This window comes from Pseudomonas citronellolis, assembly GCF_900112375.1.
Taxonomy (GTDB): Bacteria; Pseudomonadota; Gammaproteobacteria; order Pseudomonadales; family Pseudomonadaceae; genus Pseudomonas; species Pseudomonas citronellolis.
Genome location: NZ_FOLS01000002.1, coordinates 229628 through 242323, shown reverse-complemented (window position 1 = coordinate 242323; position 12696 = coordinate 229628). Strand labels below are relative to the sequence as shown.

Genomic DNA, 12696 nt, shown 5'->3' with positions numbered 1-12696 from the left:
CGAACTGTTCCTGTCGAGCGCCACCGACGCTGGCTTAGCATGGCTGACCGCACACGCGAAGGGCTGTCCTCCATGCACGTTTCCTCCGGCCGCTGGCAATTCGGCCTGTTCCTCTCCCTGGTCACCGCCGTGCTCTGGGGCATCCTGCCGATCAAGCTGAAGGAAGTCCTGAAGGTGATGGACCCGGTCACCGTCACCTGGTATCGCCTGGTGGTGGCCGGTGGCGTGCTGTTCGTCTGGCTGGCCGTGCGCGGCCAACTGCCGCGCTTCCGCCCGCTGGGCCGGCGTGGCGGCGGCCTGGTGCTGCTGGCGGTGCTGGGGCTGACCGGCAACTACGTGTTCTACCTGGTCGGCCTGCGCATGCTCACCCCGGGCACCACCCAGCTGGTGATCCAGATCGCGCCCATCCTGCTGCTGCTCGGCAGCCTGTTCGTCTTCAAGGAGAGCTTCAGCCTTGGCCAGGGGCTGGGCCTGCTGGTGCTGCTGGGCGGCTTCGCGCTGTTCTTCAACCAGCGTCTCGGGGAGCTGTTCGGCTCGCTGGGCGACTACACCCTGGGCGTGCTCATCGTCCTGCTGGCGGCTTTCGTCTGGACCTTCTACGGGCTGGCGCAGAAGCAGTTGCTCACGCAGTGGAACTCGCTGCAGGTGATGATGGTGATCTACCTGGGCTGCGCGCTGCTGCTCAGCCCCTGGGCGCATCCGCAGCAGGTGCTGCTGCTCGATGGCGTGCAGGCCTGGCTGTTGCTGGCCTGCTGCCTGAACACCCTGGTGGCCTATGGCGCCTTCGCCGAGGCCCTGGCCCATTGGGAAGCCTCGCGGGTCAGCGCGACCCTGGCGCTGACGCCCCTGGTGACCATCGCCAGCGTGGCCGTGGCGGCCAGCCTGTGGCCCGGGCACCTGCAGCCGGAAAGCCTCGACGGCCTGGCCTACCTGGGAGCGCTGCTGGTGGTGTGCGGTTCGGCGCTGACCGCGCTGGCGCCGTCGCTGCTGCGCAGCTACCGGGCGCGGCGGGCGAGGGCGGCGCTGTCGTCCTGAGTTGTCCCTTTAATCTCGCGAATGATATGTATTATCATTTGTGAAATTGCAGCAGTGGTCCGGCGCGGATGAAGCCGGTGCGGGGACGTTATCGTGAATGCGGGAAGGGCGGCCGACAGGGCTGCAAGGCGGCGGGAGCGGGGCCGTGGATGAGGGCTTCCGCCACTCGGTGGCGCAGGCCTACCAGGCTTTCCACGGCGAGCTGCTGCGCTTCCTGCACCGCAACCTGGGCAGTTCGGCCGATGCCGCGGACATGGCCCAGGACACCTTCGCCCAGTGGCTGAAATCCGCCTCGCGCCAGCAGGTGCGGCAGCCGCGCGCCTTCCTCTTCCAGATCGCCCGTAACCTGCTGCGCGACCATTGGCGCCGCCAGGACGGCCGGCGCCCGTCCGCCGCCGAGGGCGAGGCCCGGGAAAGCGCCGAGCCGGCCAGCGAGGGCCGCGAACCCATGCTGCAACTGGAACGCCAGCGCTACCTGCGCCACCTGGCCTCGGCCCTGGACAGCCTGCCGCCGCGCCGCCGCGAGGCTTTCGTGCTGCACAAGTTCGACGGCCTGTCCCAGGCCGAGGTGGCGCAGCGCATGGGGATATCCCTGAGCATGGTGGAGAAGCACGTGGCCGCCGCCCTGCTGCATTGCAAGCGGCAGATGCAAGGAGAGGACGAGGCATGAGCCCGCAGCAGGAGCGACAGAGGATCATCGACGAGCTGGCCGCCAAGTGGTTCAGCCGCCTGCGCGCCGGCGCCGACGAGCGCGAGCGCCAGGCCTGGCGCCAGTGGCTGGCCGAGGACGCGGCGCACGAGCGTGCCTACCGCGCCATCGAAAGCCTGTGGGACGACTTCGACCTGCTGCCGCGCCCGGTCCTGGCGCCGGCCCGCCATATGCCGCACTGGCGCGGCCTGGCGACTGCCGCGGCAGTGCTGGCTGCGGTGGTGCTCGGCGCCATGCCCTGGGGCCGGCCGCTGGTGGACCCGCAACTGAGCCAGGCCAGCGCCCCCGGCGAGCAGCGCGAGCTGCGCCTGGCCGACGGCTCGCGGCTGTTCCTGGCCGGCGACTCCGCGGTGCGGGTGGACTTCAGCGGCGCCTACCGCGAGGTGCGGCTGCTGCGCGGCGAAGCCTATTTCGAGGTGGCCCACGACAGCGCCCGGCCGTTCCGCGTGCGCGCCGGCGACAGCCGCGTGCGCGTGGTGGGCACGCGCTTCGACCTGCGCCTGGCGGAGGATGGCCTGCAAGTGGCGGTCAACGATGGGAAGGTGGCCCTGCAACCGCGGCTGGACCGCGCGCAGGAACAGCCCCTGGTGCGCGGCGACCTGGCGCGGGTGGCCGCCGACGGCGCGCTGCAAGTCGAACGTATCGACCCGGCCCGGGTGGCCGACTGGCGCGACGGCCTGCTGCGCTTCCGCGAGCGGCCGCTGGGCGAGCTGGTCGAGGAACTCTCGCGCTACCGCAGCGCGCCCATCCGCCTGGGCGACCCGCGCCTGGCCCGGCGGCAGCTGTCCGGCAGCGTGCGCATCGCCCGCCTGGACGACTTCCTCGCCGCCTTGCCGGCGCTGGCGGACGTGCGGGTGCGCCGGCAGGCCGATGGCAGCGCGCTGATCCTGCCGCGCTGACGACAAAGAAGAAATATTTTCATTCGCAGGTGCGGGTTTTTCGCGTTTGCACGTCTTCCCCGTCGTTCGCCGCGATCTTGCGGCCCTATCGTCCCCGGGGAGGACTCGCCATGTTGTCTCGCTTCACCCTTCCGCTTTCCCGCCCGCTGGCCTGCGCGGCGCTGCTCGGCGGCCTGCTGCTGGCCGAATACAGCCGCGGCGCCGACCTGCAGCTGGCGCTGCCGGCGCAACCGCTGAGCGCGGCGCTGGGCCAACTGGCCGAGCAGGCGCAGGTCCAGGTGCTGTTCGACGAGGCCCAGTTGCAGGGCCTGCAGGCGCCGGCGGTGCAGGGCCGCTACGGCGTGCGCGAAGCCCTGGAGCGCCTGCTGCAGGGCACCTCGCTGGAACTGGTGGAGGCCGGCGAGGGCTTCGTGGTGCGCCGCCGCGGCAAGGTCGACGCCTTCCAGGACAACGCCCTGCAACTGGACTCGCAGACCATCGTCGGCACCGGCGACTCGGTGGACGCCAGCAGCGTCGGGCGCTCGACCCTGACGCGCAAGGACATCGAGCGCATCCAGGCCGACAACGTCCCCAGCCTGCTCGACACCCTGCCCGGGGTGAGCATGGGCGGCTCGCCCAAGCCCGGCGGGCAGACCGTCAACATCTGGGGCCTGGGCGACGCCGAGGACGTGCCCTTCACCCTCGACGGCGCGCCCAAGAGCGGCTTCGAGCGCTACCAGCAGGGCACCGTGTTCATCGAGCCGGAGCTGATCAAGCGCATCGAGGTGGAGAAGGGCCCGCACTCGGTGTTCAACGGCAACGGCGGCTTCGGCGGCACCGTGCACATGGAGACCAAGGACGCCGGCGACCTGCTGCGCGACGGCAAGGACGTCGGCGCCATGCTCAAGTACGGCTACCACTCCAACGACCAGCAGAAGATCTACAGCGGCGCCGTCTACGGCCGCAGCGAGGACCGCAAGGTCGACGCCCTGGCCTACCTCACCGCGCGCGATGGCCGCGACATCAAGCTGGCCGGGCACATCCCCGACCCGGAAGGGCGCTACCCGATCAACCCGCAGCGCCTGCCCAACAGCGCCCAGGACCTGGACGCCGGGCTGTTCAAGCTGAATCTGCACCCGAACCCGGACAACGACCTGGGCTTCTCCTACAGCCGTTCGGAAAGCACGCGTTGGACGCCGTTCTCCTCGGCCAGCTACCCGACGCCGCCGACCCAGTCGAGCATCGACAAATACGGCTACGAGGCCGCGCTCAAGCGCCTGCTGGCGCACCGCGACACCACCGACACCACCTGGTCCGGCAAGTACCAGTACCACCCCGTCGACAACCCGCTGCTCGACCTGCTGCTGCAGTATTCCGAGTCCCATGTCGAGCAGACCGACGAGCGCAACCCGGACGCCTTCTTCCAGGTCGCCACCGGCGGGCAGAAGATGGACACCGACTACCGCGACAAGGTGCTGGAGCTGCGCAACACCAGCCTGTTCGACACCGGCCCGCTGCAACACGCCTTCACCGTCGGCGCGCAACTGCACAAGCACACCCGCGACACGCAGATGTACATCCCCGGCTCCACCTACGACACCGCGCGCTACAACTACGGGCACTTCCAGCCGGCCTTCATGCCCAGCGGCAAGCAGCTCACCCGCAGCGCCTACGTGCAGGACGCGCTGACCTGGGGCAGCGTGACCGTCACCCCGTCGCTGCGCTTCGACCAGGTGCGCAACGCCGGCAAGGCCAACGATGCGCCGCTCTACGACAACCCGGCCCAGGGCCACGACTACAGCTCGCAGACCTACAGCGGCTGGTCGCCGCGCCTGTCGCTGTTCTGGACCGCCACCGAGCGCGTGGCCTTCTTCGCCGACTACTCGCGCACCTGGCGCGCGCCGGTGATCGACGAGCAGTACGAGGTGCAGAACAGCAGCACCATCAGCGCCACCAGCCGCGACCTGGACGCCGAGCGCATCCACGCCCTGCGCCTGGGCAACATCGTCAACCTGCCGGACCTGTTCGTCGCCGGCGACAACCTGCAGGTGCGCACCACGCTGTTCCAGAACAAGATCAAGGACGAAATCTTCCGCACCCGCAGCGTGGCCTGCGAGCAACAGTCCATCGACGACGGCAGCATCGGCGGCAGCTGCGCCGGCATGCTGCCGCTGAGCAACTACCGCAACCTGCCCGGGGCGACCTACAAGGGCTTCGAGATCGAGAGCTTCTACGACAGCGAGCGGCTGTTCGCCGGGCTGTCGTACAGCTGGGTGGAAGGCAAGCACGACGGCGCCTACAGCAACCCCTGGGGCCCCAACGTCTGGGCCCGCGACGTGCCGCCGGCGAAGTGGGTGGCGACCCTCGGCGTGAAATTCCCCGACTGGGACGCGCAGATGGGCTGGCAGGGCGAGTTCGTCCGCCAGACCGACCGCCTGCCCAGCGACAAGTACTCCGGCGGCATGGGCACCGTGGCGGGCGACAGCTACTGGGACCAGACGACCAACGACAGCTACGACACCCAGCGTGTCTTCGCCAGCTGGAAGCCGCGGCGCCTGGGCCTGGAGAACACCGAGCTGAACCTTACGGTGGATAACCTGTTCAACCGCGACTACCACCCGGCGCTGTCGGGGGACAACGTGTACAGCCAGGGGCGCAATGCGAAGTTCAGTGTGACTCAGTACTTCTGAGGTTGCGGTGGTGATGGGTATCGCTTCGCTTCACCCATCCTGCGGGGCGGTGTGTTTGGTGGGGGAGGTGAGGGGAAAGCCCGAGCGCCGATGTCATTCCCCTGTAGGAGCGCGCCCTGCGCGCGAATCGCGGGCAGGGCCCGCTCCTACAAGTGCATGGCCTCATGGAGCGTGTGGGGAACGGAATCGAGCGAGCAGGCCTGCGGCCCCCTCACCCTAACCCTCTCCCGGAGGGAGAGGGGACCGTTCGGAGTGCGTTGGTGTTTCGGCGTTAGCCGGCTAGCACAGGGATTGCCGGCTGAAACCAGGCCTCCTCTCGGCACGGACTAGCCCCCTCTCCCTCCGGGAGAGGGCTGGGGTGAGGGGAAAGCCCGCGCGCCGACGTCATTCCCCTGGTAGGAGCGGACCCCATCCGCGAATCGCTCAACGCCCGCGAATAACCCGCCAGGCCAGCGCACCCACCACCCCGCCGGCCAGCGGCGCGACCCAGAATGCCCACAGCTGCTGCAGCGCCCAGGGATCGGTGAAGGGCGCCACGCCCAGGCTGCGCGCCGGGTTCACCGAGGTGTTGCTGACCGGGATGCTGACCAGGTGGATCAGCGCCAGGGCCAGGCCGATGGCCAGCGGCGCGAAGCCGGCCGGGGCGTCGCGGTCGGTGGCGCCCATGATGATGAACAGGAAGACCGCGCTCATCAGCACTTCGCACAGCAGCACCGCCTGCAGGCTGTAGCCGCCCGGCGAGTGTTCGGCATAGCCGTTGGCGGCGAAGCCCTTCGACGGATCGAAGCCGGCGGCGCCGCTGGCGATGCAGTAGAGCGCGGCGCCGGCGAGCAGGCCGCCGGCCACCTGGGCCAGCACGTAGGGCAGCAGCTGGTGGGCGGGGAAGCGCCCGCCGACGCACAGCCCCAGGCTCACCGCCGGGTTGAAGTGGCCGCCGGAGATCGGGCCCACGGCGTAGGCCATGGTCACCACGGTCAGGCCGAAGGCCAGCGATACACCGAGCAGGCCGATGCCGACATTGCCGAATTGCGCGGCCAGCACGGCGCTGCCGCAGCCGCCGAAGACCAGCCAGAACGTGCCGAGCAGTTCGGCTCCCAGTTTGCGGAACATGTTTCCTCCCTAGACAGGCAATGCGCCGCCAGGAATGGCGGCAAGGGCCGGGATGCTAGGCGAGGAGGGTGGGAGGGGGCTTTAGGGAACGTCTGGAAAAGCCCCGGCTCCCGGAGGAAGGATGCTGGGCGGGCCATCGGCCCGCCCGGTGCTCACACCTGCGTGCCCAACTGCTCGGCGCGCTTGAGCCAGGCCTGGCGCTGTTCCTCGCTGGCGCCGCGCATGGGGCTGAACTCTTCTAGGTGGCGGGTGGCGATGCCGCACGGGCCGAGGATGCAGCGCACCATCTGGCGGTGCGCCGGGGCGCCCTGGCGCAGGCGGTAGCGCCAGTGCGTCTGGTCGTGGGTCACCAGCAGGTCGGCGCTGCGCCCGCCCAGCAGCGGCTCCCACTCGCGGTCCTGCGGGGTGCGGTAGCGGAAGGCGAAGCCGGGCAGGAACACCCGGTCGAAGAAGCCCTGCAGCAGCGCCGGCAGGCCGCCCCACCAGATCGGATAGACGAACGCCAGGTGCTGCGCCCAGTGCACCTGGCGCTGGGCTTCGAGCAGGTCCGGCTCCAGGTCCTGGCTGCGTTCGTAGCCGCCGCGCAGCACCGGGTCGAAGCGCAGTTCGCCGAGCTTCAGGGTACGCACCACGTGGTCCTGGCTGCGCGCGCCGTGCTGGTAGGCGTCGGCCAGGGCGTGGCAGAAGCCGTCGGCCTTGGGCGTGCCGAGGATCACCAGGATGCGCTTGCCGTCGCCCTCCAGGGGCGTGGCGCCGGATTTGCCGGATTCAACCATGCTGCCCGGCCTCCAGCATGTCCTGCGGACGGACCCATTCGTCGAACTGCTGGTCCGTCAGGTAGCCCAGCTCCAGTGCCGCCTCGCGCAGCGAGGTGCCTTCCTTGTAGGCCTTCTTGGCGATCTCCGCGGCCTTGTCGTAGCCGATGTGGGTGTTCAGCGCGGTGACCAGCATCAGGCCGCGCTCCAGGTGCTCGGCCATGCGCTCGGCGTCCGGCTGCAGGCCGGCGATGCAGTGGCTGTTGAAGTTGCGGCAGCCGTCGGCCAGCAGGCGGATGGATTCCAGCAGGTTGTGGATGATCACCGGCTTGAACACGTTCAGCTGCAGGTGGCCCTGGCTGGCGGCGAAGGTCAGGGCGGCGTCGTTGCCCATGACCTGGCAGGCCAGCATCGACAGGGCCTCGCACTGCGTCGGGTTGACCTTGCCGGGCATGATCGAGCTGCCCGGCTCGTTGGCCGGCAGGCGCACCTCGGCGATGCCCGCGCGCGGGCCGGAGCCGAGCAGGCGCAGGTCGTTGGCGATCTTCATCAGCGCCACGGCGAGGGTCTTCAGGGCGCCGGAGAGCGTCACCAGCGGCTCGTGGCCGGCGAGGGCGGCGAACTTGTTCGGCGCCGAGACGAAGGGCAGGCCGGTGAGGCCGGCCAGTTCCGCGGCAATGTCCTCGGCGAAGCCCGCCGGGGCGTTCAGCCCGGTGCCCACCGCAGTGCCGCCCTGGGCCAGCTCGTAGACCGCCGGCAGCGCGGCGCGGATGGCGCGCTCGGCGTAGTCGAGCTGGGCGACGAAGGCCGATAGCTCCTGGCCGAAGGTGATGGGCGTGGCGTCCATCAGGTGGGTGCGCCCGGTCTTCACCAGGTCGGCGTGGCGCGCCGACTGCGCGGCTATGCCGCCGACCAGCTCGGCGATGGCCGGCAGCAGCTCCTGGTGCACGGCCTGGGCGGCGGCCAGGTGCATGGCGGTGGGGAAGCTGTCGTTGGAACTCTGCGCGCGGTTGACGTGGTCGTTGGGGTGCACCGGCGCCTTGCCGCCGCGGGCGTTGCCGGCCAGTTCGTTGGCGCGGCCGGCGATCACCTCGTTGACGTTCATGTTGCTCTGGGTGCCGCTGCCGGTCTGCCAGACCACCAGCGGGAACTGGTCGTCGTGCTGGCCGGCGAGGATTTCGTCGGCGGCCTGCTCGATCAGCTGGCCGATCTCCGCCGGCAGCTCGCCCAGGCGCACGTTGATGCGCGCGGCGGCCTTCTTGACCAGCGTCAGGCCGTAGACCACGGCCAGCGGCATGCGCTGCCCGCCGATGGCGAAGTTCTCCAGCGAGCGCTGCGTCTGCGCGCCCCAGTAGGCCTGCTCGTCGACCTCGATGGGCCCCAGGCTGTCGGTTTCGGTCCGTTTCATGAAGGCGTCCTCCCGGAATGATCTGAGGGAGTTTAGGCCTTGTGCCGGCTTTCGGGTTCCGCGCTGCGTCAATGGCGCCGATAGCGCCTACCAGCGCGCGTGGGTGGCGCCTATCCAGCCCAGGGCGCGCTTGACCGGCACCTGCTCGCCGGCGGCGCTGCGCAGGAAGCCGTCGTAGTGGCCGAACCACTGGCTGGTGTGGGCATAGAGCAGGCCCAGGCGCGGCGAGGCCTCGTGCAGCTTGAGCGGGGTGAAGGCGAGGTCGACGCGCTGGTCGGCGGTGCTCAGGCGCCAGGGAGCGAGCGGGTCGTTGGGCTCCTGGCGGATGTCCACCTCGCCGCGCAGGCGCTGCAGCTCGCCGCCGAACCACAGGGCGTTTTCCTTGTGTTCGCTGTGGTCGGTCCAGCCCGAGCCGAAGTTGCCGGCGATGCCGCCGGGCGCGGCGAAGGCGGCGCGCGTCCAGAAGCTGCGGAAGGGCCACACGCCACGGCCGAAGTCCAGCGCGGCGAAGCTCTGCCCGGCCTGGGCCTGGTAGGTTTCCTCGCCCAGTTGCAGGGCGCCGGTGAAGGGCAGGCCCATCTGCCGGCTGCAGGCGTGGAAGTGGTTGCCGCCCATGGGTACCACCAGGTTGACCGAGTCCAGGTGCGCCGGGCGCTGCACGTCCAGCGCCAGGGACAGCGGCAGGCCGCCCAGGTCGCCGGCGTCGGCGTGGATGCGCAGGCGCGCGCCCTGGTCGTCGAAGCCCAGGTTGAGGCGTTCGTGGCGGAAGGCGTGGTTCTGGTTGGGGTGGTCGGGCAACTCGCAGCACAGGCCCAGCGGGCAGATCTGGGTGCGGGAATAGGCCTTGCCGGTGTTCAGGTCGAGGAAGTAGAGGGCGCCGTAGCCGAGGTAGTCGAGGTCGGCGATGGTCAGCGAGAGCATCCAGCCCGGGCTGATCAGGCACCAGTGGTTCCAGCGCTTGCGCCGGCCGCGCTGGCCGGGCAGGGCGCAATCCAGCAGCGGCCGCGACGACCAGCCGATGGCGTCCGGGTCCAGGTGGCCTCGCGCATCGCACAACATCGGTAGGGCAGGAGGCAGCGTGAGGCGGGCCTGTGAGGTCATCGAACACATCCATGTGACAATCTGACCCAGCATGCCGATTCGCCGCTGACAGAACAAGGGTAGGCAGTAACTTTCAGCCATTTCTGCCACTGGGCTGGCATAAACGCCGTTGCTCGGCTCCCGCTTGAGGGCTTTCAGAACTTAGGCGCAGAATGGCGGGTCCCAAGGGACACACCAGACAGACTCAAGGACTGCCCATGACCGCCCTTCGCAAGATTTGCACCGCCGCACTCCTCGTTGGTTTCAGCACCATGGCCCTGGCCGATTCCGCCGCCGAGGCCGAGAAATTCCTCAAGCAGGTCCACGCCGACAAGCTCACGGTGCCGGTCTACGCCCAGGTGCAGCAGATGTTCGCCCAGCACTTCGCCCAGGCGAAGGCGCCGGACAGCAAGAAGGCGGTGCTCGACCGCTACCAGGCCAAGGCCAACGCCGAGCTGGACCGCGCGGTGGGCTGGGAGAAGATCAAGCCGGAGCTGGTCAAGCTCTATTCGGACAACTTCACCGAGTCCGAGCTCAAGCAACTGAACGACTTCTACGCCTCGCCCCTGGGCCAGAAAGTGCTGCAGAAGATGCCGCGCCTGACCGCGCAGTCCGCCCAGCTGACCCAGGCCAAGCTGCAGACCGCGGTCGACCCGGTGAACAAGCTGCTGGCCGACATGGACAAGGAACTGGGCGTGAAGGCCCCGGCGAAGAAGTGACGGAAACAGCGACATGAGCATGCAGGAACGTATCCAGTCCGCCCTGGCAACCGGCCTCGAACCGCAGCACCTGCAGGTGCTGGACGAGAGCCACATGCACAGCCGCGGCCAGGAAACGCACTACAAGGCCGTGATCGTCAGCCCGGTATTCGCCGGGCTGAATTCGGTCAAGCGGCACCAGAAGGTCTACGCCACCCTCGGCGAGCTGATGGGCCAGTTCCACGCCCTCGCGCTGCACACCTACACCCCCGAGGAATGGGCCGGGCAGGGCGCCGCGCCCGACTCGCCGACCTGCCGCGGCGGCAGCAAGCACGACCACTGACGCTGCCCGGTCGTTGCGGTAGAATGCGCCAACGCCGGCAACCGATGCCGGCGTTGTCTTTTCTGACCCGGTCCGCCCTTTACGCGGGCGACCACTGGAGGATGTACCCCATGACCCGCTCCATCGTCGTGGCGGCGCTGTACAAGTTCGTTTCCCTGCCGGACTACGTCGCGCTGCGCGAACCCCTGCTGCAGACCCTGCTGGACAACGGCATCAAGGGCACCCTGCTGCTCGCCGAGGAAGGCATCAACGGCACCGTGTCCGGCACCCGCGAGGGCATCGACGGATTGCTCGCCTGGCTGCGCCGGGACCCGCGCCTGGCCGACGTCGACCACAAGGAATCCTACTGCGACGAGCAGCCGTTCTACCGCACCAAGGTCAAGCTGAAGAAAGAGATCGTCACCCTGGGCGTGCCCGGCGTCGATCCCAACCGCCGCGTCGGCACCTACGTCGAGCCGCAGGACTGGAACGCGCTGATCAGCGACCCCGAGGTGCTGCTGATCGACACCCGCAACGACTACGAAGTGGCCATCGGCACCTTCGAAGGCGCGGTCGATCCCAAGACCCAGTCGTTCCGCGAGTTTCCCGATTACGTGAAGGCCCACTACGACCCGGCGAAGCACAAGAAGGTCGCCATGTTCTGCACCGGCGGCATCCGCTGCGAGAAGGCCTCCAGCTACATGCTCGGCGAGGGCTTCGAGGAGGTCTTCCACCTCAAGGGCGGCATCCTCAAGTACCTGGAGGAAGTGCCCGAGGAACAGAGCTTGTGGCGCGGCGACTGCTTCGTGTTCGACAACCGGGTGACGGTGCGCCATGACCTCTCCGAGGGCGACTACGACCAGTGCCACGCCTGTCGCAACCCGATCTCGGCCCTGGACCGCGCCAGCGAGCACTACGCGCCGGGCATCAGCTGCCCGCACTGCTGGGACACGCTGAGCGAGAAGACCCGCGCCAGCGCCCGCGAGCGGCAGAAGCAGATCGAGCTGGCGAAGCTGCGCAACCAGCCCCACCCCATCGGCCGCGACCCGCGGCAGGCCGTCCTGGAGGACTGACCCTTGGCCAACGCCCGCCTGCTCTACGTGATGGACCCCATGTGCTCCTGGTGCTGGGGCTTCGCCCCGGTGGCCCAGGCGCTGATCGAGCAGGCGGGCGCCGCCGGCGTACCGCTGGCGCTGGTCATGGGCGGGCTGCGCACCGGCCATGGCGCGGCCCTGGAGCCGGCCACCCGGCGCTACATCCTCGAGCACTGGCAGGCGGTGCACCTGGCCACCGGCCAGCCGTTCCGCTTCGAGGGCGCGCTGCCCGAAGGCTTCGTCTACGACACCGAGCCGGCCTGCCGCGCGGTGGTCGCCGCCCGGCGCCTGGACGAGGAGGCCGCCTGGGCGCTGGTCAAGGCCATCCAGCAGGCCTTCTACGTCGAGGGACGCGACGTCACCGAGGCCGCGACCCTGGCGCAGCTGGCCGAAAGCGTCGGCCTGCCGCGCATCGAGTTCGCCGAGCTGTTCGACAGCCAGGAAAACCACCTGACGACCCAGGCCGACTTCTCCTGGGCCCGCGACCTGGGCATCGCCGGCTTCCCCACCCTGCTGGCCGAGCGCAACGGCCAACTGGCCCTGCTGACCAATGGCTACCAGCCGCTGGAAGAGCTGGCGCCGATGCTCGAGCGCTGGCTGGAGCGCGGCCGCCAGGGCTGATTCCTGTTTCGCTGTTGGTGGTGATGGGTATCGCTTCGCTCAACGCCATCCTACGGGCGTGGTGTATGCCGGAGAATGAATGTAGGAGCGAGCTTGCTCGCGAACGGCACTCCCCGGCGGCAACGACACACCGGCGAACCCCTCCCCCTCACCCCAGCCCTCTCCCGCAAGCGGAAGAGGGCTGGGGTGAGGTCTGATCGCTCGGCGTCACCCTGAATCCGCATCGCTGCGCTTCGCATTCGCGAACGGAATTGCCCTGCAGCGCCGACACGCCCACCACCGACGAAGTGCACCAC

At 69.3% G+C, this 12696-nt stretch carries 12 protein-coding genes; 8 read left to right on the top strand and 4 right to left on the bottom strand.

The window, feature by feature from the left end; translation table 11 throughout:
- The first annotated feature begins 72 nt into the window (after positions 1-72).
- From BM060_RS02920 to BM060_RS02905, 4 genes are all read left to right on the top strand, one after another.
- A complete protein-coding gene (locus BM060_RS02920) occupies positions 73-1035 on the top strand; it encodes a DMT family transporter (RefSeq protein WP_069863918.1) in 963 nt (320 codons plus the stop codon).
- A 145-nt stretch (positions 1036-1180) separates the two neighbouring features.
- Positions 1181-1705 (top strand): RNA polymerase sigma factor, encoded by a 525-nt coding sequence (locus BM060_RS02915; RefSeq protein WP_074977143.1) that lies wholly within the window; start codon positions 1181-1183, stop codon positions 1703-1705.
- Complete coding sequence (locus BM060_RS02910; RefSeq protein WP_074977141.1) at positions 1702-2643, top strand: FecR family protein; 942 nt, start codon at positions 1702-1704, stop codon at positions 2641-2643. Before BM060_RS02915 ends, BM060_RS02910 begins: the two co-directional genes overlap by 4 nt.
- A gap of 110 nt (positions 2644-2753) precedes the next feature.
- The gene (locus BM060_RS02905) at positions 2754-5312 is read left to right on the top strand and encodes a TonB-dependent receptor (protein ID WP_074977139.1); all 2559 of its coding nucleotides are present in this window, start codon (positions 2754-2756) and stop codon (positions 5310-5312) included.
- Positions 5313-5735: 423 nt separating this feature from the next.
- Here the strand turns inward: BM060_RS02905 and aqpZ are convergent, their stop codons facing one another.
- The 4 genes from aqpZ to BM060_RS02885 all read right to left on the bottom strand — a co-directional run bounded on the left by aqpZ (position 5736) and on the right by BM060_RS02885 (position 9686).
- On the bottom strand, positions 5736-6422 hold the full coding sequence (gene aqpZ / locus BM060_RS02900; protein ID WP_074977137.1) for an aquaporin Z: 687 nt from the start codon (positions 6420-6422) through the stop codon (positions 5736-5738).
- Between the two features lie 152 nt (positions 6423-6574).
- Positions 6575-7198, bottom strand: coding sequence for an NAD(P)H-dependent oxidoreductase (locus tag BM060_RS02895; RefSeq protein ID WP_074977135.1), 624 nt, complete (start codon positions 7196-7198; stop codon positions 6575-6577).
- Positions 7191-8585 (bottom strand): class II fumarate hydratase, encoded by a 1395-nt coding sequence (locus BM060_RS02890; RefSeq protein ID WP_074977133.1) that lies wholly within the window; start codon positions 8583-8585, stop codon positions 7191-7193. The genes BM060_RS02895 and BM060_RS02890 overlap by 8 nt, the downstream gene beginning before the upstream one ends.
- An 87-nt stretch (positions 8586-8672) precedes the next feature.
- A complete protein-coding gene (locus BM060_RS02885) occupies positions 8673-9686 on the bottom strand; it encodes a DUF2804 domain-containing protein (protein WP_083426716.1) in 1014 nt (337 codons plus the stop codon).
- A 152-nt stretch (positions 9687-9838) separates the two neighbouring features.
- Between BM060_RS02885 and BM060_RS02880 the strand changes: the two genes are divergently transcribed.
- The 4 genes from BM060_RS02880 to BM060_RS02865 all read left to right on the top strand — a co-directional run bounded on the left by BM060_RS02880 (position 9839) and on the right by BM060_RS02865 (position 12400).
- Entirely contained in the window at positions 9839-10384 is a 546-nt protein-coding gene (locus BM060_RS02880) for a DUF2059 domain-containing protein (RefSeq protein ID WP_135499911.1), read from the top strand.
- 13 nt (positions 10385-10397) lie between these two features.
- Entirely contained in the window at positions 10398-10706 is a 309-nt protein-coding gene (locus BM060_RS02875) for a BolA family protein (protein ID WP_074977127.1), read from the top strand.
- 110 nt (positions 10707-10816) lie between these two features.
- On the top strand, positions 10817-11758 hold the full coding sequence (gene trhO, locus BM060_RS02870) for an oxygen-dependent tRNA uridine(34) hydroxylase TrhO (RefSeq protein ID WP_074977125.1): 942 nt from the start codon (positions 10817-10819) through the stop codon (positions 11756-11758).
- Between the two features lie 39 nt (positions 11759-11797).
- Entirely contained in the window at positions 11798-12400 is a 603-nt protein-coding gene (locus BM060_RS02865) for a DsbA family protein (RefSeq protein ID WP_167858387.1), read from the top strand.
- Positions 12401-12696 lie beyond the last annotated feature (296 nt).

Bases quoted from the DNA above. Each gene is read 5' to 3' on its own strand.
- BM060_RS02920 (WP_069863918.1), top strand. From the start codon at position 73: ATGCACGTTTCCTCCGGCCGCTGGCAATTCGGCCTGTTCCTCTCCCTG.
- BM060_RS02910 (WP_074977141.1), top strand. From the start codon at position 1,702: ATGAGCCCGCAGCAGGAGCGACAGAGGATCATCGACGAGCTGGCCGCC.
- BM060_RS02905 (WP_074977139.1), top strand. From the start codon at position 2,754: ATGTTGTCTCGCTTCACCCTTCCGCTTTCCCGCCCGCTGGCCTGCGCG.
- aqpZ (WP_074977137.1), bottom strand. From the start codon at position 6,422: ATGTTCCGCAAACTGGGAGCCGAACTGCTCGGCACGTTCTGGCTGGTC.
- BM060_RS02895 (WP_074977135.1), bottom strand. From the start codon at position 7,198: ATGGTTGAATCCGGCAAATCCGGCGCCACGCCCCTGGAGGGCGACGGC.
- BM060_RS02890 (WP_074977133.1), bottom strand. From the start codon at position 8,585: ATGAAACGGACCGAAACCGACAGCCTGGGGCCCATCGAGGTCGACGAG.
- BM060_RS02885 (WP_083426716.1), bottom strand. From the start codon at position 9,686: ATGACCTCACAGGCCCGCCTCACGCTGCCTCCTGCCCTACCGATGTTG.
- BM060_RS02880 (WP_135499911.1), top strand. From the start codon at position 9,839: ATGGCGGGTCCCAAGGGACACACCAGACAGACTCAAGGACTGCCCATG.
- BM060_RS02875 (WP_074977127.1), top strand. From the start codon at position 10,398: ATGAGCATGCAGGAACGTATCCAGTCCGCCCTGGCAACCGGCCTCGAA.
- trhO (WP_074977125.1), top strand. From the start codon at position 10,817: ATGACCCGCTCCATCGTCGTGGCGGCGCTGTACAAGTTCGTTTCCCTG.
- BM060_RS02865 (WP_167858387.1), top strand. From the start codon at position 11,798: ATGTGCTCCTGGTGCTGGGGCTTCGCCCCGGTGGCCCAGGCGCTGATC.